23 protein-coding genes are annotated in these 26,027 nt (G+C 72.4%); 9 read left to right on the forward strand and 14 right to left on the reverse strand.

Features of this window, described 5'->3' with window-relative positions:
- Window positions 1-47 precede the first annotated feature (47 nt).
- Window positions 48-539, forward strand: coding sequence for a MarR family winged helix-turn-helix transcriptional regulator (locus OG207_RS03170; RefSeq protein ID WP_329095651.1), 492 nt, complete (start codon window positions 48-50; stop codon window positions 537-539).
- 18 nt (window positions 540-557) lie between these two features.
- On the opposite strand, the gene OG207_RS03175 is transcribed toward OG207_RS03170, so the two are convergent.
- Window positions 558-1,199 (reverse strand): TetR/AcrR family transcriptional regulator, encoded by a 642-nt coding sequence (locus OG207_RS03175; RefSeq protein ID WP_329095652.1) that lies wholly within the window; start codon window positions 1,197-1,199, stop codon window positions 558-560.
- 64 nt (window positions 1,200-1,263) lie between these two features.
- On the opposite strand from OG207_RS03175, the gene OG207_RS03180 reads away from it, so the two are divergent.
- Window positions 1,264-2,886: an FAD-binding oxidoreductase gene (locus tag OG207_RS03180; protein WP_329095654.1), complete on the forward strand. Its 1,623-nt coding sequence runs from the start codon at window positions 1,264-1,266 to the stop codon at window positions 2,884-2,886.
- A 117-nt stretch (window positions 2,887-3,003) separates the two neighbouring features.
- On the opposite strand, the gene OG207_RS03185 is transcribed toward OG207_RS03180, so the two are convergent.
- From OG207_RS03185 to OG207_RS03210, 6 genes are all read right to left on the reverse strand, one after another.
- A complete protein-coding gene (locus tag OG207_RS03185; RefSeq protein ID WP_329095655.1) occupies window positions 3,004-3,891 on the reverse strand; it encodes a geranyl diphosphate 2-C-methyltransferase in 888 nt (295 codons plus the stop codon).
- 15 nt (window positions 3,892-3,906) lie between these two features.
- A complete protein-coding gene (locus OG207_RS03190) occupies window positions 3,907-5,250 on the reverse strand; it encodes a family 2 encapsulin nanocompartment cargo protein terpene cyclase (RefSeq protein WP_329095657.1) in 1,344 nt (447 codons plus the stop codon).
- A 105-nt stretch (window positions 5,251-5,355) separates the two neighbouring features.
- Window positions 5,356-6,768, reverse strand: a complete 1,413-nt coding sequence (locus OG207_RS03195) for a family 2B encapsulin nanocompartment shell protein (protein WP_189744237.1) — start codon at window positions 6,766-6,768, stop codon at window positions 5,356-5,358.
- 270 nt (window positions 6,769-7,038) lie between these two features.
- Window positions 7,039-7,713, reverse strand: a complete 675-nt coding sequence (locus OG207_RS03200) for a GNAT family N-acetyltransferase (protein ID WP_329095659.1) — start codon at window positions 7,711-7,713, stop codon at window positions 7,039-7,041.
- The gene (locus OG207_RS03205) at window positions 7,706-8,323 is read right to left on the reverse strand and encodes a hypothetical protein (RefSeq protein ID WP_329095661.1); all 618 of its coding nucleotides are present in this window, start codon (window positions 8,321-8,323) and stop codon (window positions 7,706-7,708) included. Before OG207_RS03205 ends, OG207_RS03200 begins: the two co-directional genes overlap by 8 nt.
- Window positions 8,313-8,933 (reverse strand): TetR/AcrR family transcriptional regulator, encoded by a 621-nt coding sequence (locus OG207_RS03210; protein WP_329095664.1) that lies wholly within the window; start codon window positions 8,931-8,933, stop codon window positions 8,313-8,315. The genes OG207_RS03205 and OG207_RS03210 overlap by 11 nt, the downstream gene beginning before the upstream one ends.
- A gap of 132 nt (window positions 8,934-9,065) precedes the next feature.
- Here OG207_RS03210 and bla point away from each other — a divergent pair, with 132 nt between their 5' ends.
- A complete protein-coding gene (gene bla, locus OG207_RS03215) occupies window positions 9,066-9,965 on the forward strand; it encodes a class A beta-lactamase (protein ID WP_329095666.1) in 900 nt (299 codons plus the stop codon).
- A gap of 171 nt (window positions 9,966-10,136) precedes the next feature.
- Here the strand turns inward: bla and OG207_RS03220 are convergent, their stop codons facing one another.
- Window positions 10,137-10,751: a TetR/AcrR family transcriptional regulator gene (locus OG207_RS03220; RefSeq protein WP_329095668.1), complete on the reverse strand. Its 615-nt coding sequence runs from the start codon at window positions 10,749-10,751 to the stop codon at window positions 10,137-10,139.
- Window positions 10,752-10,905: 154 nt separating this feature from the next.
- Between OG207_RS03220 and OG207_RS03225 the strand changes: the two genes are divergently transcribed.
- Entirely contained in the window at window positions 10,906-11,673 is a 768-nt protein-coding gene (locus OG207_RS03225) for an SDR family oxidoreductase (protein WP_329095670.1), read from the forward strand.
- A gap of 61 nt (window positions 11,674-11,734) precedes the next feature.
- Here the strand turns inward: OG207_RS03225 and OG207_RS03230 are convergent, their stop codons facing one another.
- The 3 genes from OG207_RS03230 to OG207_RS03240 all read right to left on the reverse strand — a co-directional run bounded on the left by OG207_RS03230 (window position 11,735) and on the right by OG207_RS03240 (window position 15,389).
- Entirely contained in the window at window positions 11,735-13,471 is a 1,737-nt protein-coding gene (locus tag OG207_RS03230) for an acyl-CoA dehydrogenase family protein (protein ID WP_329095672.1), read from the reverse strand.
- A 117-nt stretch (window positions 13,472-13,588) separates the two neighbouring features.
- On the reverse strand, window positions 13,589-14,161 hold the full coding sequence (locus tag OG207_RS03235; protein WP_329095674.1) for a PadR family transcriptional regulator: 573 nt from the start codon (window positions 14,159-14,161) through the stop codon (window positions 13,589-13,591).
- A 130-nt stretch (window positions 14,162-14,291) separates the two neighbouring features.
- Window positions 14,292-15,389 (reverse strand): alpha/beta hydrolase, encoded by a 1,098-nt coding sequence (locus OG207_RS03240; RefSeq protein ID WP_329095676.1) that lies wholly within the window; start codon window positions 15,387-15,389, stop codon window positions 14,292-14,294.
- 375 nt (window positions 15,390-15,764) lie between these two features.
- Between OG207_RS03240 and OG207_RS03245 the strand changes: the two genes are divergently transcribed.
- The 5 genes from OG207_RS03245 (at window position 15,765) to OG207_RS03265 (ending at window position 22,346) form a co-directional block, all read left to right on the forward strand.
- Window positions 15,765-16,415, forward strand: coding sequence for a molybdopterin-dependent oxidoreductase (locus tag OG207_RS03245; RefSeq protein ID WP_329095678.1), 651 nt, complete (start codon window positions 15,765-15,767; stop codon window positions 16,413-16,415).
- The gene (locus OG207_RS03250) at window positions 16,405-17,667 is read left to right on the forward strand and encodes a Dyp-type peroxidase (RefSeq protein WP_329095679.1); all 1,263 of its coding nucleotides are present in this window, start codon (window positions 16,405-16,407) and stop codon (window positions 17,665-17,667) included. Before OG207_RS03245 ends, OG207_RS03250 begins: the two co-directional genes overlap by 11 nt.
- Before the next feature lie 138 nt (window positions 17,668-17,805).
- Complete coding sequence (locus tag OG207_RS03255) at window positions 17,806-18,411, forward strand: GOLPH3/VPS74 family protein (RefSeq protein ID WP_329095681.1); 606 nt, start codon at window positions 17,806-17,808, stop codon at window positions 18,409-18,411.
- A 134-nt stretch (window positions 18,412-18,545) separates the two neighbouring features.
- Complete coding sequence (locus OG207_RS03260) at window positions 18,546-21,299, forward strand: ATP-binding protein (protein WP_329095683.1); 2,754 nt, start codon at window positions 18,546-18,548, stop codon at window positions 21,297-21,299.
- Between the two features lie 90 nt (window positions 21,300-21,389).
- Entirely contained in the window at window positions 21,390-22,346 is a 957-nt protein-coding gene (locus OG207_RS03265) for a helix-turn-helix domain-containing protein (protein WP_329095685.1), read from the forward strand.
- A 5-nt stretch (window positions 22,347-22,351) separates the two neighbouring features.
- Here OG207_RS03265 and OG207_RS03270 read toward each other — a convergent pair whose 3' ends face one another.
- Genes OG207_RS03270 through OG207_RS03280 form a run of 3 tightly spaced genes read right to left on the reverse strand, consistent with a single transcriptional unit; the run spans window position 22,352 to window position 25,974 of the window.
- Window positions 22,352-23,077, reverse strand: coding sequence for a hypothetical protein (locus OG207_RS03270; protein WP_329095687.1), 726 nt, complete (start codon window positions 23,075-23,077; stop codon window positions 22,352-22,354).
- A gap of 33 nt (window positions 23,078-23,110) precedes the next feature.
- Window positions 23,111-25,024, reverse strand: a complete 1,914-nt coding sequence (locus OG207_RS03275; protein ID WP_329095689.1) for an amidohydrolase — start codon at window positions 25,022-25,024, stop codon at window positions 23,111-23,113.
- Complete coding sequence (locus OG207_RS03280; RefSeq protein WP_329095690.1) at window positions 25,021-25,974, reverse strand: alpha/beta hydrolase; 954 nt, start codon at window positions 25,972-25,974, stop codon at window positions 25,021-25,023. The genes OG207_RS03275 and OG207_RS03280 overlap by 4 nt, the downstream gene beginning before the upstream one ends.
- Between the last annotated feature and the right edge of the window lie 53 nt (window positions 25,975-26,027).

The following is a 26,027-nucleotide window of genomic DNA, read 5'->3' on the forward strand; positions in this document are numbered from 1 at the left end:
ACACTATAAAATTATGTGCGTGCGCACGCAAGCTCTAGACTGCCGACATGCCGAAGAAGCTCACCGAATCCGAGATGCCGGCGGCCGACTACGCCTTCTACGGGCTGGTGTGGGCCGGGACGACCATGACCGATCGCGTCGACCGGGCCCTGGTCAAGGCCCACGACCTCCCGGTGTCCTGGTTCGAGGTCATGCTGTGGCTGGCCTCCAGCCCCGAGCCGGTGCCCGCCTCCGTCCTCGGCAACAGCACCCTGCTCAGTCGCAGCCAGGTCTCCCGCGTCGTGGACGCCCTGCAGACCAGAGGCCTGGTGACCCGCACGCCTTCGGCGCGCGACGCCCGGTCGGTGGAGGTCTCCCTCACCGAGGCGGGCCGTACGGTGTTCGCCGAGGCGGACGCCACCCGGCGCGAAGCCCTGGCACCGGTCTTCACCGAGCTCCTCGACGAGCGGGACCTGGAGGCGCTGGGCACCGTGTGGCGCAAGCTCAAGGCCGCGAAGGCGGCGCAGGCCGCACAGGCCGAGCAGGAGCGCGCCAAATAACCCCCCGAGCAGCGCCCCTCAGCCGGAGCGGCCGTCGGGCGTGAGGGTGGCGGCGGCCGCGAAGAGGCGGGCACAGCGCCGCGTCATGGCCTCCGGAGTCTGCTCCGGGTGCTTGACCCACCAGCGGACCAGGGTGGCGACCAGGTCCCGCCAGACGTACTTCAGCGCGTCGGCGTCCAGCGGATCGGTGGATCCGGACGCGCGCAGCAGTTCCGCGGTGCCGCCGGCGGCGAGCCGGTCGATGGCCGACCAGTACTCCGAGGCCCGGCGCGCGGCCTCACCGCCGGGCGGCAGGGTGGTGTCGTAGAGCACGAACCACGCCTCCCGCTGCCCCTCCAGGGCGACGAAGATGCCGTGGAGCACGCGCAGCGGCGTGTGCGGGGCGGCCCCGCCCTCCCCCATGGCCGCGCGGACGGTGTCCAGCAGCCGGTCCCCGACCGGGACCAGGCAAGCCACGTACAACTCTTCCTTGGTGCCGAAGTACTGGTGCAGCAGCGTCTTGGTCACCCCCACCCGCGCGGCGATCGCGGGGAGCGAGGCGGCCGCGTAGCCGTGCGTACCGAACTCCTCGGTGGCAGCCTCCAGCATCTGCCGGCGGCGGTGCTGCCGCGGGACTCCCTTGGTGCCGGCCTTCGAGGAATGCGAGGAGGGGGTTGCCATGGACGGATATTATCAGTAGGTAATTTACCGCTAGGTAAATTACCTCGACCCCTGGAGCGCCGCCATGGCCGGCACCATCCCGCAGCCCACGCAGCCCCCGTCCCGCACCCGCTCCTGGTGGGGCTGGGGCTGGACGGACGCGCATCCCGACGACGCGGAATGCACCGCGATCGGCGCCCTGCTCCCCGGCACCCTCAGCCGCCCGCTCCCCGTGCCGCGCGTCCGCGACCTGGCCGTCGCCGACCCCGCCGCCGAACCCCCGCGGAGCCTCGCCCACCTGGTCAGCACCGACCCCGCGGACCGTGCCGCGCACGCCATGGGGAAGGCTTACCGCGACGTGGTGCGCGCCCTGCGCGGACGCCCCGGCCGCATCCCCGACCTCGTCGCCCGCCCCACGGACGACCGGGGCGTGGCCGATCTGCTGGACTGGGCCGGTGAGCGGCAGGTCGCCGTCGTCCCCTACGGCGGAGGTTCCTCGGTCTCCGGGGGCGTCGAGTACCGCGGCGATGCCCACCGGGCCGTCCTGTCCCTGGACCTGACCGCCATGGGCCGCGTACTGGAGGTCGACACCGGGGGCCGGGCGGCGCGCATCCAGGCCGGCACGCTCGGGCCGAGCCTGGAGGACCAACTGCGACCGCACGGCCTCACCCTGCGGCACTTCCCGCAGAGCTTCGAGTTCTCCACGCTGGGCGGCTGGCTCGCGACCCGGGCCGGTGGCCACTACGCCACCGGTCGCACGCACATCGACGACTTCGTCCAGTCGCTGCGCGTCGTGACCCCGGCCGGCACCAGCAGCTCGTGGCGGCTGCCCGCCTCCGGGGCGGGCCCCTCTCCCGACCGCCTGTTCCTGGGCTCCGAAGGAGCCCTCGGCGTCATCACCGAGGCGTGGGTACGCCTCCAGGAACGCCCCCGCCACAAGGCGTCCGCCGCGGTCGCGTTCGCGGACTTCCAGGGTGCCCTCGGTGCGGTGCGCGCCCTCGCGCAGTGCGACCTCTCCCCCGCCAACTGCCGCTTGCTGGACCCCGGTGAGGCCGCACTGTCGGGCGCGGCGCACGACGGCAGCTCCGTACTGGTCCTGGGTTTCGAGTCGGCGGACGAACCGGTGGCCGCCCGGCTCGAACGGGCCGTCGCGCTGGCCCGTTCGCACGGCGGGCGGTACGAGGGAACGGGCGGGTCCGGCGGCCGGGAGGAAGGCCCGGACGGTGACGCGGCCGTGCGCGCCTGGCGCTCTGCGTTCCTGCGCATGCCCTACCTCCGCGACGGTCTGGCCCGGATGGGCGCGGTCGCGGAGACCTTCGAGACGGCGGCCACCTGGGACCGGATCCCGGGCCTGATCAACGAAGTGCGCAGGGAGGTCGGCGAGGCGGCGGTCAAGGCCACCGGATTCCCGGCGACCGTGAACTGCCGTCTGACCCACGTGTATCCGGACGGTGCGGCGCCGTACTTCACCGTGCTCGCCGCCGGTCGGGCCGGTGACGAGGTCGCCGTCTGGGACGACCTCAAGGCCGTGGCGGGCGAGGTCCTGCACCGGCACCGGGCCACCATCACGCACCACCACGCGGTCGGCCGGGACCACCGCCCGGGCTACGACCGCCAGCGCCCGGAGCCCTTCGCCCTCGCCCTGCGGGCCGCGAAGGGAGCCCTCGATCCGCGCGGCATCCTCAACCCCGGTGTGCTCGTGGACTGATCGGGGTCCGTGCGTGCGCCGGTCCCCCGGGCAGGTGCGCCGGGGACACCCCGAAGGGCCGGGTCCGTCGGACGACGGCTCCGGCCCTTCGGCCAGCGGTCGGTCACATGCGGTCGGTCAGACGCGGTCGGCCGCGATCAGGACGTACTGGAAGGAGCCGTCCTTGTAGGACTCGATGAACGCCTCCTCGATACCGGTGACCAGGGAGGACGTGGCCCGCAGCTCCCAGTAGGGCAGGGTCTCGGGGGTCAGGTCGATGACGGCCTGCGGCACGAGACGGTTGTCGGCCATCGCACGCAGGTACTCCCGGCGGGAGTGGATGTTGCACTCGAAGTGCGCGTTGATCTGGGAGACCCACTTCGAGGGCTGGCCGTACCGCGGGTTCCAGCAGCCGGTGATGGTCACGTACCGGCCGCCGACCTCGAGGACGCGCGAGTGCTCCGCGAAGAGGTCGTGCAGGTCGACGTACATGCTCGACTCGTTGTTCCACGAGCCCCTGGCCTGCCCGGTCTCGAACGGCGTGCTGAGCATGTTGCAGACCCGGGCCCGGACGTGGTCCCCGATGCCGAGTTCCTGGGCGCGCTGGTTGGCGAAGTCGGCCTGCTTGGCCGACAGGGTGACGCCCTCCACCTTGCATCCGAAGCGCTGGTGGGCCATGACCATCGAACCGCCGCGGCCGCAACCCGCGTCAACGAGGGTGTCATCGCGCCCGATGGGGCCGAGGTGCTCAAGGAGGAGTTCGGCCTGGGCCGACTCGAGGCGGTGGAGCTCGGCGATCAGCTTCTTCTCATATGCACTGTCCTCGGTGTCGCCGAGGGCGGCGTGGTCGATGTCGCCGATGCCGTAGTGGTGGTGGTAAAGGCCGTCGACGTCGCCGAGACGGAGGTTCACGGGCCTGGCCTCGTGGTCCCAGTAACGGGCGATGTCCCCCTGGTAGGGAGTCGCCGGGCCGGGGATGAACACGGAGGAGGTACCGGCTGCGGCGGTGAGATCGGTGCTAGTCATGAACAATTCCCATCTTTACCAGAAATCGGGCAGGCTGTAGCGATAGGTGTTGGTCTGGTGCCAGTAGTGGTTGCCGTCGACCCACACGGCCACCCCGCGCAGGAAGCGCTGGACGCTCGGGACGGGGCAGGCGAGGGCCAGTTCGGCGGCGGCGGCCTCGAAGTCGCGCATCAGGTCGTTGTGGACCTCTACGGCCTTCAGATAGGCGTCCTTCTCGGAGCAGGCCTCGCGTTCGGCGATCACCACCGGTAGGTTCAAATGCTTTCCGGGGGCGGCCAGTTCCTTGGTGTAGGAGTACAGATCGTTGACGATCGTGGTGGCGTTCCCGGCAAGCGCGATCACCCGTTGCATGGCGGGCTGCGCATGGAGGTCCGCCGGCAGTTCGTAGCCGCCGACGGAGTCGGTGATGGTGGGGCAGGGGCGGAAGTTGTTGAACTGGCGCATCGCCAGGTACTCCCACACCTCGGGGACGTACTCCGTCTGCGCCCAGGCTCCCTCGGCGAGGTAGCCCATGTGCAGCCGGGCCATGTCGTGCCGGAACCGATCGGCCTGTGAGGGGGTGGTGGCCCGGAGGAAGTACTCCATGGCGGAGCGGTAGGCGCGCCGGGGAGCGTCCGAGAGGAGCGACGCCTCCCAGTCCGGCGCGTACTCCTTCGTCGTGTGGACGGGGTCGAGAGCGGTGTGCGCCATCAGCAGCCGCCCGCCGAGGCCGACCGGCGAGCCGCCGTGGTCCTCGCAGTAGCAGTCGTCGACCGCGTTCTCGGCGACCATCAGCCGGGTGGCGAGCATCAGGTGCTCGATGCTGGGGGCGTCCGGATGGCAGGCGACCATGTAGCGCCCGACGGAGAAGCCGTCGAACTGGTCCTCCCAGTCCTCCGGGTAGAGCGACACCTCGTCCAGCGCCCAGGCCTTGATCCGGTGGCTGAGCTCCTCCACCCGCACCGGATCGGGCTCCGGCACCGGGTGGTAGTAGAGGCCCGGGATCGGGTTGCCCACCGCCGGCGCGGGCACGTCGGGCGCCCCGGCCGCTGCGGGCTCCTCGACCCGGGCCCAGTGCAGGCTGGCCGTGCCCAGACCGCTGGGCCCGCGCAGGATCCGTTCGAGGGCGGCACTCGGCTGCGGCGCGGCGGCCGCGGCCGCACCCTCGTCGGGTACGGGTACGGGTACGGGTGTCAGGACGGGCGGTCCCGCCGGCAGGGCGGGCGGGGCGGGCGAAAGAAGTGGAGGGGGCTCGACGGGCCCGGCGCCGACGGCGGGTTCGACGCCGACGGCGAGCGCGTGGGCGAGGACGTGGGCCCCGAAGGACGCCGCGGCGGCGGGCAGGCTCGACTGCAGAGGGGAAGGCCCAGGATCGGGCATCCGTAACTCCTTGGGGAAGTAAGTGGGTTGTCCCGGATCCCGGGCGTGCTCGGCGGGCCAGGACAGGCAGGGGTCCTGGCTGTCACGGCCGTCGGGCAGGTCCTCTTAGTCCCGCCTGCGGGCGATCTGTACGTTCTCCAGCACACCGAGCGCGTCGGGCACCAGGATGGCGGCGGAGAAGTAGGTGGTGACCAGGTAGGAGATGATCGCCTGCTCGCTGATCCCCATGAAGCGCACCGAGAGGCCCGGCTCGTACTCCTCCGGCAGGCCGGTCTGACGCAGACCGATGACGCCCTGGTTGTCCTCGCCGGTTCGCATGACGAGCACCGAGCTGGTGTTCTCCTTGCTGATCGGGATCTTGTTGCAGGGCAGGATCGGGACCCCGCGCCAGGCCGGGACCGACTGCCCGCCGACGTCGACGTGGTCCGGGTAGAGCCCGCGGGCGTTGAACTCGCGCCCGATCGCGGCGATCGTCCGTGGGTGGGCGAGGAAGAACTTGGAACCGCGGCGGCGGCAGAGCAGCTCGTCGAGGTCGTCCGGGGTCGGCGGGCCGGAGTGGGTCTGGATCCGCTGCTTGAAGGCCGCGTTGTGGAGCAGACCGAAGTCCCTGTTGTTGATCAGCTCGTGCTCCTGGCGCTCGCGCAGCGCCTCGATGGTGAGCCTGAGCTGTTCTTCGGTCTGGTTGTGCGGTCCGTTGTAGAGGTCGGCGACCCTGGTGTGGATCCGCAGCACGGTCTGCGCGATGGAGAGTTCGTATTCGCGGGGCTTGAGCTCGTAGTCGACGAAGGCGCCGGGCAGGTCCGCCTCACCGGTGTGGCCGGCGGACATCGCGATCTCGGCCTCGCCGTGCCGGTTCTGGCGCTGGTGCGGCAGCGAGCTGAACCGGTTGATGTGGTCCTGGAGTTGCGGCGCCGCGGCGAGCACGGAGGCGAAGTCGCCGCGGGAGAGGGTGAGCAGGATGCCGGGGGTCTCGGCGGTGGCCGTGTAGTCCCAGGTGGCGTCCGCGTCCAGCAGGGCGTTCTCACCGAACCGGTCGCCGTCGGCGAGTACGGCGACGGCGACGTCGTCGCCGTACTTGCCGACGGAGGTCTGGCTGATCCGGCCGTGGGCGATCAGGTGGATCTGGTCGGCGGGGGCACCGCGCTCGACGATCACCTCGCCGGCCCGGAAGTCGCGCTGGACGCACCGGCCGGCGATCGCGGTCAGCACCTCGTCGTCTTCGAAGCCGCGCAGCAGGGCCAGTTCGCCGAGCTCGCGCGGGATCACCCGGACGTTCGCGCCGTCCTGGACGAACTCGATGGTGCCGTCGCCCACGGTGTACGTTAGCCGGCGGTTGACCCGGTAGGTGCCGCCCTTGGTCTCCACCCAGGGGAGCATCCGCAGCAGCCAGCGGGAGGTGATCTCCTGCATCTGCGGGGCGGACTTGGTCGTGCTGGCGAGGTTGCGTGCAGCCGCCGTGCTCAGGCTGGACTGCCGCGGCGGCTCCAGCTGGGCTTCCGGGCTGGTGTCAACGGTCATCGGGCGAGCTCTCCTTCGTAAGGGTGGTGATCGGCGGATGCGCGCGTCACCAAAGAACGAGGAAAAAAGCGGGCGAATTATGCGGGAATCCGTCCAGATCCGGGGGAACACTAGCGGCCTGTACGCCCGTCTTGAGCCTGAAAACCGTTGGCATTAGCTCGATGCAGTGATCTCGCATCGAAGGTGGTTTGCCGGGGTTGTTGACGATATTCGGCCTTGTTTACGAACAAGGCCGAAAAGCGGCGCGGCAGTCACCTCGCAAGGCCACCCTCATCTGCTAGACCGCGTCCGCTCCGGCCGGGCCGGCCGCCACATCGCCGTCACCTCCAGCGGGCCCACCGTCAGGTGCCGCAGGACGGTGAAGCCGAAGCGGCGATAGAGCCGGACGTTCGCCTCGTCGGCGGTGGTGAGGAAGATGCCGTCGGGGGCGGGGGTCGCGGCGAGCAGGTGGCCGAGGAGCCGCCCTCCGGTGCCCCGACCGACCGCCTCGGGCTGCACGCCGATGAACTCGAGGGTCCAGGCGCCCGCCGGGATCCCGGACTCGGCCGCGTGCAGATAGCGCAGCGTCCGCGTCAAGGCGCGCGGACCGCAGCCCATCAGGGTGCGGGCCGCCCAGGCCGCCCGGGCCGCACCCGAGGGGACGGCGGCCGGCGGGGTGAGGACGGCGGCGGCGACGGGCCGTCCGGTGCCGTCGGTCAGCAGGTGGCGGCGGGCTCCGGGGAGCGTGGCGTGCGTACGCAGCGTGGCGCCGAACCATGCCCGCCGCACACGGTCCGATCCGCCGGCGATCCAGGTCATGGCGGGTTCACGGACGAAGGCCGCGGCGAGCACGGGCGCGCACCGCGCGGGGGGCGGGGCGTCGTCGCGGTGCAGGCGGTCCGACCCGGCGCCGGCACCGGTGTCGGGGCCCGCGTCCGGGCCGGGACCCGCGTCGGGCTCAGACATCGCGCCGCCGTTCCAGCGGTGCCTCCGGCACGAGGTGGCACACCAGGAGCTTCAGGAAGAAGAGCGGTGCGAACCAGGCGAGGGCGACGGGCACGGGCAGCCAGAACAGGTTGACCACGACGGCCGCGGAGTAACAGGCCATGGCCACCGGGCGCTTGAGATGGACGGGCATGAACTCCACGACCACGGCGGCGCAGAGCAGCAGCGCCGTGTTCCCCAGCGTCCAGCCGTGGCCCCCGCCGAGCACCAGCAGGCCCATCGCGGCGAGGTGGAGCACGTGCGCGCCGACGAAGAGCAGGCGGGCGCGCCGGGCCCCGGGGTCCTGGCGGTGGTACCAGCGCTTGGCGGAGTTCGTCGCGTTGGTGAGGATCCCCCCGAGCAGATCGAGACCGATCAGCACCACCACGGCCCACTGGAGGCCGTTCCAGTCACGGTGGATCCCCGACGACCACACACCGGCCGCGAGCAGCACCGCACACCCGCCGGCGCCGAGGATCTCCACCGTCGACTCGGAGCGGGACTTGCCCGGCCCCATGAACCGCTCCAGGCGACCCAGCGGCCCCGTGGAGGTGGGCGGTATCTCCCAGTGGATCTCCAGATCAGTGCGCACGCCGGGTCCCTCCGTCCGTGCCGCCGTTCCACAGCCCCCGCAGCAGGCTCCAGACCTGCCCGCTCCCCGACGCCGCGGCTTCCGTCGGCTCCGCCGCACGCAGTGCGGTGAGCGCCCATTCGTCGGCGGCCCGCATCACGGCCGCGGTCGCACCGGCCAGCAGCGCCGCGTCCACGTCCGTCCGGATGAATCCGAGGCGCTGTCCGTCCGCGACCACGGCTCCGAACCAGCCGAGCCAGACCTCGCCCCGAGCCCGACCGACGGCGGCGTCGGCGAGGGCCAGATCGTCCGGGTGGGCGCGCAAGTGGGTGACCAGGGCGTGCGATCCGGCCTCCAGCCGGGCCCAGAAGTCGGCCTCGTCGCGGGCCGGGGTCCATGGCCCGAGCACACCGAGGAGGCGATCGAGCACGTCGTCGAGGACGGCGGCGAGGAGGTCCTCCCGGCCGTCGAAGTACTGGTAGGCAGCGGTCTTTGAGAAGCCGGCCGCCTCAATGATCTTGTTGTACGAGGCGGACGCGGGACCGTGCTCGGCGAAGTGCGCGCGGGCGACGGCGAGGATCGCCGCCCTTCGCTCGGCCGGCAGGCGGTGGAATCGAGGGAGCGGAGTCATGTACTTACGGTACACGCCATCGGTGTGTACTACCAGTACACCTCGCCGGGAGATCAGCGTCGAGGGGAACCGAATTGATCATGTTCGGCGTCTTCGAGGGCATATGACCGGCGAGGAAGAGGAGAACCTGACGTGAGGACACCGGACACATCGACGTCCCGACGCACCCTGCTGACCGTGGGAGCGGGGGTGGCCCTGGCCGCCGCACTGCCGGTGGGCACGGCCCGCGCCGCCTCACCGGTGGCGGGACTGCGCACGCTGGAACGCGAGTACGGGGCGCGGCTGGGGGTGTACGCGCTGGACACCGCCACCGGCCGGACCGTGGTCCACCGCGCCGACGAACCGTTCCCCATGTGCTCGGTGTTCAAGACGCTGGCGGCCGCGGCCGTGCTGCGGGACCTCGACCACGACGGCAGCCGCCTCGCCCAGCGCATCCACTACACGCTCCAGGACGTCACGGACGCGGGCGGCGGGTCGGTCACGGAGCGGCCCGAGAACATCGAGGACGGCCTGACCGTGGCGGAACTCTGCTCCGCCGCCATCGCCCAGAGCGACAACGCCGCCGCCAACCTGCTGCTGCGCGAGCTCGGCGGCCCCACCGCGATCACCCGCTTCTGCCGCTCGCTGGGCGACCGTACGACCCGGCTCGACCGGTGGGAGCCCGAGCTGAACACGGCCGAGCCGTGGCGGGAGACGGACACGACCAGCCCCCGCGCGATCGGCCGGACGTACGCCCGCCTCTCGCTCGGCGACGCGCTGGACCCCGGGGACCGGGAGCAACTGAACGGCTGGCTGCTGTCGAACACCACCAGCAACGATCGACTCCGGGCCGGCCTGCCGAAGGACTGGGCCGTCGGGGACAAGACGGGCGCCGGTTCGTACGGGACCAACAACAACGTGGGCATCGCCTGGCCCCCGGGGCGCCCGCCCTTGGTCCTTTCCATCCTGTCGACCATGCCGGGGGCGACGGCGCCGCGCGACAACACGCTGATCGCCAGGACCGCGAAGCTGCTGGCGGACACGCCAGCCTGAGCCCTCGCGGCGGGGCTCCTCAGGATGAGGGCGCGTTCCTCGTGGAGAAGGTAGCGGCGCGGGCGCACCCCGTCGCCGTGGTCCATCGCCGCCGCCGGCCCCCGGGGGCCGGACGCGACGGTCCGCGCCGTCAAGGAGCGGACGTGGCCACGGGGCGCCGGGGGGCGGAGATCACGAGGGCCGGTCTGGAACGCCGCCTCCCGCGCGCCGCTGCACGAGCGGCAGGCGCAGTCCGTCCAGGTTCAGGTCGAGGAGGCGTTCGGCCTGGGCCCGTTGCTCGGGGCCGGCCGAGGTGAGGGCGATGCCGGCGAGGGCGGCGAACATGTCGGTCGAGCTGATGTCGGACCTGATCGCACCCGCGGCGGTGCAGGCCTCCATGAGGGACGCGAGGGCGTCCTGGATCATCTGGCGGCTGTCGGCGTAGGGATTGGTACCCGCCGCAAGAACGGCGCGCATCGCGTCGGCCATGCCCATCTTGGCGGTGGCGTAGTCGATGAAGCGGCGCGTCCAGGCGCGCAGAGCCTCGTACGGCGGCAGGGTCTCCAGGAGCGTGGGGACGGAGTCGCACAGGCGCGCGACCTCGTTCCGGTAGGCCGCTTCGATCAGGGCTTCCCGGGAAGGGAAGTTGCGGTAGAGGGTGCCGGTGCCGACACCGGCTTCCTTGGCGATGCGTTCGAAGTGGGCCTCCAGCCCCTGCTCGGTGAACACGCGCACCGCGGCAGCCAGGATCTTGTCCCGGTTGCGCTGCGCATCGGCCCTCAGCGGGCGTCCTGCATCTGCGGCCATCAGCGGCTCCCTCGTTCCTCACTTGCTAAGTGGAGGAGCCTCCACTTAGTGTGGGCTGAAGTGGCGGCGCCTCCACTTTCACTCTAGGGCATGCCCTCGGCCTGCCCTTCCTCTTCTTCCTCTTCTTCTTCCTCTTCCGAAGGGACGGCCCGTCATGTCGGGAACTGCGGACATCACGGCGATCGCGGGAACCACGGGAATTGCCGGAAAGGTCGTCGCCATCACCGGAGCCGGCAGCGGCATCGGCGAGGCGACCGCCCTCCTGCTCGCCGAGCGGGGCGCGAAGGTGGTCCTCGGCGCACGGCGCACCGAACGCCTCCAGGCGCTGGCCGCCCGGATCGAGCGGGCCGGTGGTGAAGCCGCTTGGATCTGTACGAACGTGACGCGGCGCGGCGAGGTGACCGGCCTCGTCGACCTGGCCCGAGAGCGGTACGGCAGGCTCGACGTACTGGTCAGCAATGCCGGGGTCGGACTCATCTCCCCGCTCGACGAACTGCGCGTCGAGGACTGGGAGGAGATGATCGACGTCAACCTCAAGGGCGTCCTCTACGGGATCGCCGCGGCGCTCCCCCTGTTCCGGGAGCAGGGCTCCGGACACTTCGTCAACATCGTGTCCACCGCCGGTCTGCGCGTCGTGCCGCTCCAGTCGGTGTACGCGGGCACCAAGAACGCCGTGCGCACGATCTCCGAGGGCCTGCGCCAGGAGGCCGGGGACAGCCTGCGCGTGACCGTCGTGTCGCCCGGCGCCGTCCGTACGGACTTCACGGAGCGCATGGGGCCGGAGGCCCGGGCCCGGATCGACCGGATGATGGAGACCGCGCTGTCGCCGGACGCGGTGGCCCGCGCCATCGCCTTCGCCGTCGAGCAGCCGGACGGTGTCGACGTGGGCGACATCGTCGTGCGCCCCACCGCGCAGGCCTGAGGGTGGTGGGGGGACCGGCCCCGGCCGTGGCGGGCCGTGCCGGTCCCCGGGGGCCCTGTTCCTACGGGGCCATCTCGTACGTGCCGGACAGCGCCTCGACCCGCGCCCAGACGCGCGCCGCCCGCTCCTCGTCGACGACCGGACGCCGGACCGCGCCCAGCGCCCATTCCTGCTGGGCCGCCGTCGCGGAGTCCTTGCCGTACAGCTCGACCGCGTGGCCGGAGAAGTCGCGCACCAGGACGGAGAACAGCTCGTCGAGCACCGACCCGTCCAGGTCCGTCAGGCGGGCCTGCTCCAGGATCAGCTGTCCGTACACGACCAGCGCGAACAGCTGGCCCACGGAGAGGAGGAAGTCGAGGTCGCGGCTCTGCTCCTCGTCCGGAGCGACGGTGGCCACGAACGCGCAGAGCGCGTCGGCCTGCTCGCGGAACCTGGCCACGTTCGGCACGTCGGCGTACGCGTCGTAGGCGGTCCGCCAGTCGTGGAACCGTACGGAGCCCAGGCCGCGGGCCGGCCCCTGCTGGAAGAGGAAGGCGTCGTCGGCCGCGTCGAGCCGGGTCGGCACGGCCGGGTACTCGGCCGGGTTCAGCAGGTGGTTGCGCATGAACTTGAGGATCAGGGCGAGGTTGACGTGGACCGTGCCCTCCAGCTTGGGCAGTCCGCGGATCTCGATGGCCGCCTGCGCGAAGTAGTTGTCCTTCTCGAAGCCCTTGGCGGCGATGACGTCCCACATCAGGTCGATGACCTTCTCGCCCTCCGTGGTCACCTTCATCTTCGTCATCGGGTTGAAGAGCAGGTATCGGCGGTCGTCCGGGCCGGCGGAACGGAAGTAGTCGACGGCGCGGTCGCTGAAGAGCTTCATCCCGACCAGGCGGACGTACGCGTCGGCCAGCTCCCGGCGCACGTGCGGGAAGGCGGTGACGGGGCGACCGTAGAGGACCCGGTTGTGCGCGTGGGTCACGGCCTCGTACATCGCGTGCTCGCAGATGCCGATGGAGGCGGTGCACAGGTTGAACTTGCCGACGTTGACGGTGTTCAGGGCGGCGTCAAAGGCGGCCTTGCCGGTGTGCAGGACGTCCTCGGCGCGGACCGGATAGTCCTCGAGGCGGAACTCGCTGACGTACTTGGAGGAGTCTACGACGTTCTTCACCAGGTGGTACGCGGGGTGGCGGCTGTCGGCCGCGAAGAAGACGTAGCCGTCGGGGCCCTCTATGTCGGTGCGGCGGCCGAAGACGGAGACGAGGCCGGCGGCGTTTCCGTTGCCGATGTAGTACTTGGACCCGCTCGCGCGGAATCCGGCGGCACCGGCTTCGTCGACGTACGGCCGAAGCAGCATGTCGGTGGAGTAGATGTCGGCGCCGTGGGTCTTCTCGGACAGGCCGAAGGCGAACACCTCGCCCTCGGCGAGGAGCTGCGCGGCGCGGGCGCGGGCGTCGGCGTTGTCGCTCTGCCAGACCGGACCGAGGCCGAGGATGGTGACCTGCCAGGCGTACCAGTAGTCGAGGCCGTAGAAGCCGAAGATCTCGTTCAGGGCGGCGATCCGCGCCGTGTCCCAGCGCTGGTCGGACTCCCCCTCGCCGGCCTCGGTGGCCGGGGTCAGGAAGGTCGCGAAGAGGCCCTCCTTCGCGGAGAAGGCGAGGAAGTCGGCGAGCCAGGCGCGGGAACGGTAGTCCTCGATCAGCCGGCGCTTGCCGCGGCTCTCGAACCAGTCGACGGTAGCGCGCAGCAGCCTGCGGGTCTCGGGGTCGAAGTGCGCCGGGTCGTACGTGTGCGGGTTGAAGAGCAGGGCGTCTGCCATGGAGGTTCACCTTCCGAGGGGTTGACGGAGGAGGGGAGGGGATGGGGCGACTGCAGGGGGGGGGTGGCGCCGTGCGGCGGTTTCGCGGGCGGTACGGCCGCCGCGGCGCGACGGGATTCAGGCGGTTGCGGTCGGCGGGGCCCCGCCGAGCCGGTGGAGGGTGGCGAGGACGTCGTCGAGCCAGGCGATCGTCATCCGCTCGAACGCGATGCCGCCGCGCAGCACGACGTGCTGGAGCTCCTGACCGGCGTCGAGCGGTGCGGGGGCGTCCGGCCCGGTGAAGTCGCGCAGTTCACCAGCGAGGTAGCGGGCCAGCCGGTCGCTGTGTGCCCGGTGGTGCCGCTCCACCTCGTGGATCAGTGCGGCCGGGTCGTCGAAGGCCGCGCCGCGGATCTTGACGGCGAGGTCGTGGCGGAGGCTCTCGGGCTCGATCGGCTCGTGCAGCCACTCGGCGAGGGCGGTGCGGCCGGGACCGGCGACGGAGTACTCCTTCTTGTCCGGCCGGCCCTGCTGCGGGACCGCGCGGACGGCGAGCAGCCCGTTGCCCTCCATGCGCGCCAGGACCCGGTAGATCTGCTGGTGGGTGGCGGTCCAGAAGTAGCCGATGGACCGGTCGAAACGACGGGCCAGCTCGTAGCCGGAGCCCGGCTTCTCCAGCAGGGAGACGAGGATCGCGTGGTCGAGCGCCATGCCCCGATCTTTCTATGCAACTCGTTGCATAGACAAGCGGCAGGAGTCAGGTGAGACGCGGCTCACCCGGGCGCGGGGTGCGCCGCCAGGTGCCGCCGGATGACGCCAGGTGCCGGCGGATGCCGCCGGCTCACTCGGCGGCGAGCCGTGCGCCGGTCCAGACGAGCGCCGGCGGAATCTCCCGCAGCCAGGTGTTGAAGCTGTGGCCACCGCTGTCGAGGATGATCGACGAGACGTGGGCGGGTGCCTTCACCTTGCGGATGAACTCCTGCGTCTCGCCGTAGTTCGGCTCGCCCCGCAGCGAGGAGGTCACGAGGAACGACGAGTTTCCCTGCGGCAGGTGGTCCAGGTGCCAGAGCAGATCGGACCTCTTCTCCTCGTCCTTGTTCCCCTTGAACAGGTCACCGGAGTACTTGTCGATCTCGGGCCGGTACTCCGCCGACAGGCCCACGCCGACCGCGTACGCCTCCGGGTGCTGCACCGCCATCTTCAGGGCGCAGTAGCCCCCGGTGGAGTCGCCGATGACCCCCCAGCTCCGCGGCGACGTGCCCACGCGGTACGTGCCGGAGACCGCCTTGACGACGTCCGCGCCGAAGAAGGCCTCGCTCTGCGGACCCCCGGGAACGTCGACGCACTGGGTGTTGGGCGCGGCGATGGTGGGTCGCATCATCACCAGGATCATCGGCTGCATGCGCTTCTGCTTCGCCAGGCTCCACGCCAGCCTCGGGTAGTGCAGCTTCTTGATGAGGTTCTCGGCCATGCCCGGGTAGCCCGTGAGGACGACGGCGGCCGGGAACCTGCGCCGCTCGTCGCTCTTGTCGAAGTACTCCGGCGGCAGGTACACGTACGCCTCGGCGGCGGCCCGGGACCGCTCACCGTGGATCACCACCTTCTCGATCACCCCACCCACCTGCGGGTTCCGGCCGCCGGGCACTTCCGGAGCCTGCCTGCCCAGCACCTCTACGGCAGCGCCTCCCGGGACGGCCGGGGCGTGCTGCTTCGTACCGGCGAGGTCGGCCCAGGAGTCGTAGAGGAGGAAGGTGCGGTTGGCGGCGGCACCGACCGAGGCCAGGACCGACAGCTGCACGAGGACGAGCAGCCCGACGCGCGCCAGCACCCGCCGGGCGCCCGGGCGTCCGAGCCGGGGCCACAGCCATACCGTGAGGGCGAACAGCAGCGCCGTGCACAATGCGACGCTCGCCATGAGCGTGCCACTCGTCAGACCCATGAATCAGTGAACCCTCTGCACAGTCCCGTCCGGACGCTCGGGCCCGGAGCGCTACCAGCAGGTGGCGCACCAGGCAAGAGGGGCGGAGCGGGCCCCGCGTTCCCTCGTGGAAGGGGCGGTACCGGGCAAAGCGCGACCCACCCGGGGCGGAAGAAGCGCCGCCGGCTCGACCCTCCTTTGGGTAGATGCCACATGAAGTGCTGACGGCGGCACGGATACCCTGACGAAATCCCTTTCCGATGCTGTCGGCATCTGATAGTCCTCCTGTATGTTTCACGCGGCAAATCACCTTCCATGGGCCGATTCACCCTTGCAGATGCGTTTCACGGAACGTTCTGACTTCGGCGGACGGCAGTCGTTGACCAGGAGATCCGCATGACGCAGGACGAAAACCGCCGGATACGCGCGGGGCGGGCAGCGAGCCGCGTGGCGCACGTGTGTGCCGCCGCCACCGCCCTGCTGATCACCTCCTGCGGCACGGTCGACGACCCGAAGGACGCGGCCGCTCCGTCGACATCGGCACAGGCGTCGGCGTCGGCGTCGACATCCCCCAAGGCCTCGGTCGCTCCGATCAAGCCGGGCGAGGTACGCATCGCGGGCGAGGTCGACAAGCCCTACACCATCACCCTGGCCGACCTGCGCAAGCTGCCCCAGGCCGAGGCCCCGGTGGAGTTCGTCAGCGCCAAGGGGGACCAGAAGCACACCTACCAGGGCGTGCTGCTGCACGAGGTGCTGAAGGCGGCCCAGCCGCGCTTCGACCAGGGCAAGAAGAACGGGCAGCTACGCGGGGTGGTCGCGGCCACCGGCGGCGGGGACTACCGCGCGGTCTTCGCGTGGGCCGAGGTCGATCCGGGATTCGCCAAGTCCCAGATCCTGCTGGCCGTTTCCGAGGACGGGACGCCCTTCGAGGACGCGGCCGGCCCGCGCCTGGTCGTCCCGCAGGACACCCGCGGCGGCCGCTACGTCTCCGAACTGAACCAGCTGTGGGTCGGCACCGTCGATCCGGTGGTCGACAGTGCCCACTGAGGCGTCCGGAGCGCCCGGCCGTCGGCGGTCCCTGACCCGGCGCGCGCTGCTCGGCGCCGCCGGTCTCGGGGCCGTGGCGGGCGGCGGCGCCGTCGTCTCGGCCGCCGTGCGCGAGGCCCCGGCCGCGCCGGACGGCGCCGGGGCGAACGTCCCCTTCCACGGCCCGCAGCAGGCCGGGATCCTGCACCCCCGTCAGACCCACGCCCACCTGGCCGCCTTCGACTTCGGGGCGCGGACCGACCGGGGCCGGGCCGCCGCGCTCCTGCTGCGCTGGAGCACCGCCGCCGCACGCCTCACCCGCGGCGAACCGGTCGGCGAGGAGATCAGCCCGCCGGGTTCCCGGGCCGTCGACACCGGCGTCGCGCTGGGATCCGGCCCCGCCTCGCTCACCCTCACCTTCGGTTTCGGCGCGACCTTCTTCGATCGGGTGGAGCTGGCCGCGGCCCGCCCCGAGGCACTCGCACCGCTGCCCGCCCTCCCCGACGACCAGCTCGACCCGGCCCGCGGCGGCGGCGACCTGTTCGTCCAGATCGCCGCCGACGATCCGCTCGTCGGCCTGCACGCCCTGCGCACCGTGCAGCGCCTGGCGCACGGCGAGGCGAAGACCCGCTGGGTGATGTCCGGGTTCACCACTGCGCCGGTGCCGGGCCGCACCGCGCCCACGCACCGCGACCTCATGGGACAGCTCGACGGCACCGCCAACCCCTCCCCCGCGGATGCCGCCGCGCGCGACCGGATCCTCGTGACCGCCCCCGGTTCGCCGCCCTGGCTGGCGGGCGGCTCGTACGTGGTGGTCCGCCGGATCCGGATGCTCCTCGACCACTGGGACACCCTCCCCCCGGAGCACCGGGAACAGGCCGTCGGACGCCGCGCCGCCGACGGCTCCCCGCTCACGGGCGGCGGCGAACGCACCGCCCCCGACCTCGCGGCCAACCGCCCCGACGGCGTCCCGGTGATCGCGTACAACGCACACGTCCGGCTGGCCGCACCCGCCACCAGCGGGGGCGCGACCATGCTGCGCCGCGGCTGGTCGTACTACGACGGCCTGCGCGCGGACGGCGCGCCGGACGCCGGGATGCTCTTCGTCGCCTGGCAGTCGGACCCCCGCACCGGCTTCGTCCCCGTCCAGCAGCGTCTGGCCCGCGGCGACGCACTCGGCCGGTACCTGGTCCACGAGGCGTCTTCCCTGTTCGTGGTCCCCGGCGGCGTCCGCCCGGGCGGATACGTCGGCCAGGCCCTGCTGGAGGAGTAGCCCGACCGGGTGGATCCGGGAACCAGCGGGCCGTCGCGGGCGTTGGTGCGACCATAGGTAGGTGATCAACCGGGCCCACCGGCCGGCGGGGACCCGCCGGTATCCGCGCCTTCCGACCGACTGCGAGGGGAGCCGTTCATGAGCACGGCGAAAGACCTGTTCATCATCGCCATGGACCCGCCGCCGGACCGTTCCGTCGGCCAGGGCGACCTGTCGCTCGCCCTGGCGGGAGCCGAGCTGATCGACCTCCTCGACGCGCAGGCCGTCGCCCTGGACGACGACCGCATCGTGCCCGGCGGGGAGCAGGAACTGCACGACCCCCTGCTGGCCGAGGCAGCGTCGGCACTCACCCGCCAGATGCCCTACGAGCGGGTCGACGACTGGCTGTGGCGCCGCGGGCGTGATCTGTCCGCGGCGTACCAGGCCGCACTGGAGGAGGCCGGTGAGCTGACGCGGGGACGGCGCGGCCTGCTGCCCTTCGGGAGCGACCGCATGGAGGTGGCCGACACGCCCGCCCGCCGCCGGGCGCTGGGCCGCCAGGAGGAGGAAGAGCCCGTCCTCGCCGCCCTCGCCTCGGTCGTGGGCATCGGCAGCGGTGAACCCGAGGCCGAACCCCGCCCGGGCGACGAGGCGGTGACGATCGTCCTGGCCGTCGTCAGCGACGCGGTGATGGAGCTGGAGGCCGTGCGCCAGCGGCGGACCATCGAGAACGCGGCGTTCGCCAACATCTGGCGCGGCCCCTGAGCCCCGCGGGCGTCCGTGACGTGCGTTACGCCCGGTCAGAACCGTGGCGCGGCCCGACTATGCTCGCCGGAGTGCCGTCCGCCCCTGTGTACGAACGGCGGATGTCCTCCTGCTGAGAAGGTTCGGGAATAAGCGTGTTGATCGGGCGTCAGGAAGAACGGGCGACCATCGCCGCCGCGTTGTCACCGCAGGCGGCCACCGCGTCGCTGCTGCTGCTCGGTGAGCCCGGGGTCGGCAAGACCCTGCTGTTGGACATGACCGTCGACGACGCGCTCGCGGCGGGGACCCGGGTGCTGCGCGTCCGCGGCAACGCGGCGGAGACCGAGCTGGCCTTCGCGGGGCTGCACCAGTTGCTGCTGCCCGTGCTGGACCGGGCCGACGACCTGCCGGTCCGTCAGCGCGGCGCCCTGATGGCCGCCTTCGGCCTGGGCGACGACCCGGCCCCGCCCGATCCCATGATGATGAGCCTGGCCGTACTGACCCTGGTTTCGCACGTCGCCTCGGCCGGGCGGGTGCTGCTCGCCGTCGACGACGCCCAGTGGATCGACCGCGGGAGCTGCCAGGTGCTGGGGTTCCTCGCCCGACGTCTCGCGGGCGAGCCGATCGGGCTGCTCGTCGCCTCGCGCGGCACGCGCCGACCGGAGTGGCTGGACCGGTCGGTCACGGAGCTGGTGGTGCCCGCGCTGTCGCCGGCCGAGGCCGAGGAGCTGATCGGCGCACAGCCGGATCCGCCCCTGGGATCGGCCCGGCGCCGGGTGCTGGAGACCGCCGCGGGCAACCCGCTGGCCCTGGTGGAGCTTTCGCGCTCGGCGGCACGCGAGGACGTGCTCCGGGCGGACGGGCCCCCGCCGGCCGGGCTCCGCTCGGGCGGGCTCCACGCGGGCGGACACCTCCCGGTCACCGATCTGCTGGAACGGACCTTCGCCGCCCAGGTGGACGAGTTGCCCGCGGCGACGCGGGCCGCGCTGCTGGTCGCGGCCGCGGCCGAGGGCGTCGGGCCGGCCGGTGTGCTGGCCGCCCTGCCGCCGGGCACGGACATGGACGTCTGGCTGCCTGCGGAGCGGGCGGGGCTGGTCCGGCTGCACAGCGACCGCATCGACTTCCGGCACCCCCTGGTCCGCTCCGCGATCTACGGGGCCGCTCCGTTCGCCGAGCGCCGGCGGACCCACCTGGCGCTGGCGGCTTCGCTCGACGGCGATCCCGACCGGCGGGCCTGGCAGTTGTCGGCCGCCACGGTGGAACCGGACGCGGCGGTGTCCGCCGCGCTGGAGGCCACCGCCATGCGCGCGTTCGGCCGCGGCGCGCTCGCCGAGGCCCTGGCCGGTCTGGAACGGTCCGCGCAGCTGAACGCCGCTCCTGCCGAGCAGACCCGGCTGCTGACGACGGCGGCGTACGCGGGCATCCTGACCGGCGACATCGACCGGGCGGAGGAGCTCGCGGCGAAGGCCGCCTCGGTCAACGAGGACCCGGCGGCGACGCCCTGGATATCGGCGCTCACCGCCCTGGTGGAGATGCTGATGATGCGGATGGAGCGGGCGTTCGCCCTGATCGCCCCCGACACCCTGCCCGACGTGGCCCAACTCGACGAGGGCAGTTCCACGATCGTCACCGGGATCGCCTACCACTCGGGCAGTCCCGTCCAGCGCGAGCGCGCACTGCGGCTGCTGGCCGGCCGCGACCTGACGGATCCGACCCCACCGCACCCCTTCCACCTCTGGGACGCCGGTGTCACGGACCCCTTCGGCAAGGGCGACCTGGTCCGGTCCCACCTGCCCGCCGTCACCTCCGCGCCGGGCCGCGCACCCACCGAGAACCACACGCTCGGCGTGCTCTGCCTGATCCTCGACGAGACCGAGACGGCGGTGAGCCTGCTGCGCGAGGTGGCCAACCCGCAGTGGGAGGACGCCGACGCCTTCCACGCGGGGATGACCGCCGCCGATCTGGCCTGGGCCAATCTGGACCGGGGCCGCTGGGCGGACGCCCGGCTCGGTGTCGAGCGGCTCGCCGGCCGGTTCCTGGATGGTGTCCACACGCACGGCTCCGCGCGGGCGCTGACCGTCCTGGCCACCCTGTGCGCGCTCACCGGTGAGCCTGAGCTCGCCGTACGGCACGCAACGGCCGCCCTCGCCGTGACGGAGCCGGCCGGGGTGCTCGGCGCCGTCGTCCGCGCCCGCCGGGCAGCGGGTCTCGCCGCCACGGCACTCGGTGACCACGCCTCGGCCTTCCGGCACCTGCGCACCCTCTTCGACGGGGAGGGGGTGCCCGTGCACTACCACCTGTCGTGTTACGCGGTCGCCGACTACGCGGCGGCCGCCGTGCTCGTCGGCCGCGCCGAGGACGCCTCGGTCGCCCTGGAGCAGGTCACCGCCGCGGTCGGGGACGGGGGCTCCGTCCGGCTGCGGCAGGTCCTGGGCCGGGCCCGGGCGCTGCTCTCCGATCCGGCCGGGGCCGGCCCGTCCTTCGAGGGCGCGCTGGCGGACCCGGCCGGCCACCGCTGGCCCTTCGAACACGCCCAGACCTGGCTGGAGTACGGGGAGTGGCTGCGCAGGCAGCGCCGGATCGCCGAGGCACGGGCCGCCCTGATCAAGGCCCGGGAGATCTTCGAGGGGCTGGGGGCGGTGGATTGGAGCGACCGGGCGCAGGCCGAGCTGCGAGCGGCCGGCGTCACCGTCCAATCCTCCCCGCGCAGCGCGTTCCGGACCCTGACGCCGCAACGTCAGCGGATCGTCCGGCTGGCGGCCGAGGGCCTGACCAACCGGGAGATCGGCGAGCGACTGTTCCTCTCGCCCCGTACCGTCGGCACCCACCTCTACCAGGCCTTCCCGGTGCTGGGCGTCACCTCTCGCGGCCGGCTGCGGGACGTGGTGGAGCCGGAGTCGACCGACTGAGGCCACAGGGCAAGTCATGTGACGGATGGCAGCGGCGGTGGTCGTTTCGAGACTGGGTGGAGGAGAAGCCCTCACCCCCTCGGAGTTCCCATGAGCGTCGTACTCACCACCTCGCCGCTGTCCCCGCACGAGCGGGCGGACTACTGGAACAACCTGGTGTCCGACACCTTCATCCCCCTCGGCGTCACCCTGCACGAACCCGTGCCGTCCGTGGGGAGCATCGTCAGCGAACGTCTCGGGCCCCTGCAGATCTCGGCGGTCCAGGCGGGTCCGCAGAGCGTGTCGCGCACCCGGCGGCTGATCTCCCGGGGCGGGGAGGAGTTCCTCACCGTCACCTTCCAGCAGACCGGTACCGCGCGGCTGACCCAGGACGACCGCCGGGCGCTGGTCGGGCCGGGGACCTTCACCTGCTCGGACGCCGGACGCCCGTACGAGCGGGAGCAACCGGACCACTTCCGCTTCACGGCGATCCGGGTGCCCAAGAGCGGACTGGGAGTACCGGAGGCGGACCTGCGGGCGGTCACCGGAACGGTCTTCAGCGGCGATCACGGAACCTCCGGTCTGGTCGCGGGCTTCCTGAGGCGGCTGGCCGAACGGCCCTCCGGCTTCGACGCGTACACGGGTCAGCAGCTCGCCATGACCGCCATGGACCTCCTGGGGGTGCTGGTGCGCGAGCGGCGGGGGCGGCTGGATCCGTACGCCTCGGACACGGCCCGGGGCATGCTGGCGCGCGTCAAGGCGTACGTCCTGACGTCCCTGGCCGATCCCGACCTGTCGCCGGAGCGCATCGCGGCCGCGCACCACATCTCGGTGCGGTACCTGCACAAGCTCTTCCAGTCGGAGGGGACCACGGTGGGCCGCTGGATCCGGCAGGAGCGGCTGGAGCGGTGCCGGCGCGACCTGTCGCGGCGGACGGGGTCGGCGCCGGCGGTCACCGCGGTCGCCCAGCGCTGGGGGTTCACCAACCCGTCCCACTTCAGCCGGGCCTTCCGCGCCGCCTACGGCATGTCGCCCCGGGAGTGGCAGTGCGGCGCCCGGGGCGAATGACCGTCTCACAGCGTGCGCCGCACCCCCGCCTGGCGTTCCAGGTTCCGCAGTTGCCCGGCCAGATCCCCCTCGACCGCGGTGTGGGCGGGGCCGCTGCGGCCGATGGGCAGCACCTGTTCGCCGCGCATGTCCTCCAGCATCAGCGCGAAGGCGGCGTAGGTGGCGACGAGGGCCACCAGGAGGCCGAGGGCTCCGGCCAGCTGTCCGGGCCACTCGGCCCCGGTCAGCCCCGCCAGGCCGGTGGCCGCCCAGCGGGGCAGGGAGACCACGATGACCAGCCACAGGGCCCGCTTGGGGCGGGTCACGAGGGCCATCAGCGCCCCGAAGCACAGCAGCGCCAGGTTGAACACGCCCAGGACCCGGTGGCCGCCGACCGCACCGGTTCCCGTCACGAGGGCGTACGCCAGCCAACTGCCGGCGAACGTGCCCATGAGCGTGGCCGCGATCACGTCCCGGGCACCGAACGCCAGGAAGCTCACTAGGAGTTGGAGGGCGAAGGCGGGCAGCACGCACAGGGCGACGGCCCTGCGGTCGGCGGCCTCGAAGACCCCGAGCTGCAGGCAGCCGGTCATCACCGAGGCGATCGCCACCGTGAAGAAGCCCAGAGGCATCGGTGAGGCGATGGGGTGCAGGTTGATCCGCGTCATCGCCCGGAGGTCCGGTTCGTGGCGGCGCCGGGGCGCCACCCCGTCCGGGCCGCCCGCGGCGGTGTTGCCCGGGACCGTACTCATCTGGTGGGTTCCCCTGTTCCGTTGTTCCGTGGGTCAGTGCGCGAAGCACGGGTCGACGAAGGGCTGCGGCGGCGTCTCGGGCGCCGATCCGCGCGCCCGTCGCCACAGCCAGTGCCGTTCGGACTCGGCAACGGCTTCGGCCATCAGCTCGGCCTGACGTGCGCCGCCCCCCTGGTACCCGCCGAAGCGGGCCACCGGCGCCCACTGCGGGCTGACCGGCGGGAGCGGCTCGTCCAGGCCCTCGTACTCGGCGGTCGCGTACACGATGCGGCCGCCGACGACCGTGCACAGGGACTCGATGCCCGGGATAGCGGCCTCGGGCACGCTGAAGTAGTCCTCCGACAGGATCGAGAGGTCCCCGTAACAGCCCTCCCGCAGCACGCCCTTGACGTCCTCCTCACCGGTGAGCTGCGCACCGCCCCGGGTGTAGAGGCCGAGCGCGGTCTCCCGGTCGATGGAGGTCCCGGCCGGGTGGAGCGGCGTACCGCCCACGGTGCGGCCGGTCACGAGCCAGTGCAGGCAGACCCACGGGTTGTACGAGGACACGCGCGTGGCGTCGGTGCCGGCGGCGACGGTGAGGCCCCGGTCGAGCATGGCGCGGACCGGTGGGGCCTGGGAGGCGGCCTCGGCGCCGTAGCGGTCGAGGAAGGCGGTTCCCTGGAAGGACATCCGGTTCTGTACGGAGAGGGCGCCGCCGAGGGCGGCGATGCGGTCCAGGCTGTCGGCGGAGACGGTCTCGGCGTGGTCGAAGAGCCAGCGGTTCCCGCCGGGGAAGAGCCCTTCGGCGGCGAGCTTCTCGAACACCGCCAGGTCGCGGCGGATCGTCTCGTCGTAGGTGGCGTGGAGCCGGAAGCCCCAGCCGTTCTCTATCAGCAGCCGGACGGCCTGCTCGAACTCGGCCTCGTACCCTTCGGTGAGCGCCGGGCGGGGCTCGGAGAAGTTCTCGAAGTCGGCGGCCGCCCAGGTCAGGTTCTCGCCGGCGCCGCCGAGGCGCAGCCACTCGTCACCGTCCCCCGGCTCGACGGTCTCGGTCCAACGTTTCAGATCGGCGAGCTCCTGCCCGGCGGTCTGCGGGAACAGGTGGTAGGTGATGCGCAGCGAAAGCTCCCCCGACCGGGCCAGGTCGATGACGGTGGCGTAGTCGTCGGGGAAGTTCTGGAACCCGCCGGCGGCGTCGACCGCCGAGGTCAGCCCGAAGCGGTTCAGCTCGCGCAGGAAGTGCCGCGTCGAGTTCCGCCGGTCGCCCGCGTCCAGGGTCGGCGCCTTGGCCAGGGTGGAGTACAGGACGAGCGCGCTCGGTGCCGCCAGGAGGACCCCGGTGGGCTCGCCGTCGCGGCCCCGTACGATCTGCCCGCCGCGCGGGTCGGGGGTGGCACGGGTGAATCCGGCGGCCCGCACGGCCGCCCGGTTCATCAGCGCCGACTGGTAGAGGTGCAGGACGAACACCGGGGTGTCGGGCGCGGCGGCGTTCAGCTCGGCCACGGTCGGCATCCGGCGTTCGGCGAACTGCTCGGCCGTCCAACCGCCGACCACCCGGATCCACTGGCCCTTGGGGGTGCGGCCGGCCTGCTCGCGCAGCATGGCCAGCGCGTGGCGCAGGCTGCGTACGCCGTCCCAGCGCAGCTCCAGCACGTAGTTCAGGCCGCCCCGGATGACGTGCAGGTGCGAGTCGTTCAGCCCGGGGACCACGCGGCGGCCGAGGGCGTCGACCACCCGGGTCGCCGGGCCCACGAGCCCGGCGAGGTCGTGGTCGTCGCCGAGGGCCACGACGCGGCCGTCGCGGATCGCGACGGCGCGGGCCTCGGGCCGGGCCGGGTCCCCGGTGTACACCTTCGCGTTGCGCACGAGCAGGTCGGCGGCCGGGCGCCCGGCCGCCGGATCCGCCGGGCCGGCGGCGGGGACCACGCCGGCCACGGGCATGCTCGTCGTACCGGCCGGGGCCGTCATGCCAGGGCCTCGCGCAGGGTCTCTACTGCCTGGCCGATGGCGAGCGACGCGGCCCGCGTCTCGCGCAGCGCGTTCAGCATGACGAAGTCGTGGATGGTGCCCAGGACGCGCAGGGCCGTGACCGGGACGCCGGCGGCGCGCAGCCGGGCGGCGTACGCCTCGCCCTCGTCGCGCAGCACGTCGGCCTCGGCGGTGATGACCAGGGCGGGCGGCAGCCCGGTGAGCTGATCGAGGGAGGCGCGCAGCGGGGAGGCGGTGATCTGCGCCCGCTCGGCCGCGTCGGTCGTGTACTGGTCCCAGAACCAGCGCATGGCGTCGCGGCGCAGGAAGTAGCCCTCGGCGAACTGCGCGTAGGAGTCGGTGTCGAAGGCCGCGTCGGTGACCGGGTAGAAGAGGACCTGGTGGAGGATGCGGACGTCGCCGCGCTGCTTGGCCATGAGGGTGAGGGCGGCGCTCATGTTGCCGCCGACCGAGTCGCCGGCGACGGCGATCCGGGAGCCGTCGAGGTCCTCGTGGTGTCCCTCGCGGGCCACCCACTGGGCGACGGTGTAGTTCTGCTCGATGGCGACCGGGTAGCGGGCCTCGGGCGACAGGTCGTACTCGGGGAAGACCACGGCCGCCCCTGCGCCGACGGCCAGTTCGCGCACCAGCCGGTCGTGGGTGTGGGCGTTGCCGAAGACCCAGCCCGCGCCGTGCAAGTAGAGGATGACGGGCAGCGGGCCGTTGGAGCCGCGGGGGCGCACGATCCGGGTGCGGACGTCGCCGGTGGGGCCGCCCTGGACGGTGATCCATTCCTCGTCGACGGCGGGCAGGGCGACGCCCTCGCCGCTCTGCACGTCGTCCACGGCCTTCCGGCCGTCGGCGACGGGGATCTGGTAGAGGTACGGCGGCTGGGCGGTGGCGTGGGCGAAGGCCTGGGCGGCGGCTTCGAGTACCGGCTCTTCGGACATGGGGGCTCTCCTTCGGTGGGGGTGTCGGGGGCTGGTGGCCGTGACGGGGGCCG

The organism is Streptomyces sp. NBC_01439, assembly GCF_036227605.1.
GTDB lineage: Bacteria > Actinomycetota > Actinomycetes > Streptomycetales > Streptomycetaceae > Streptomyces.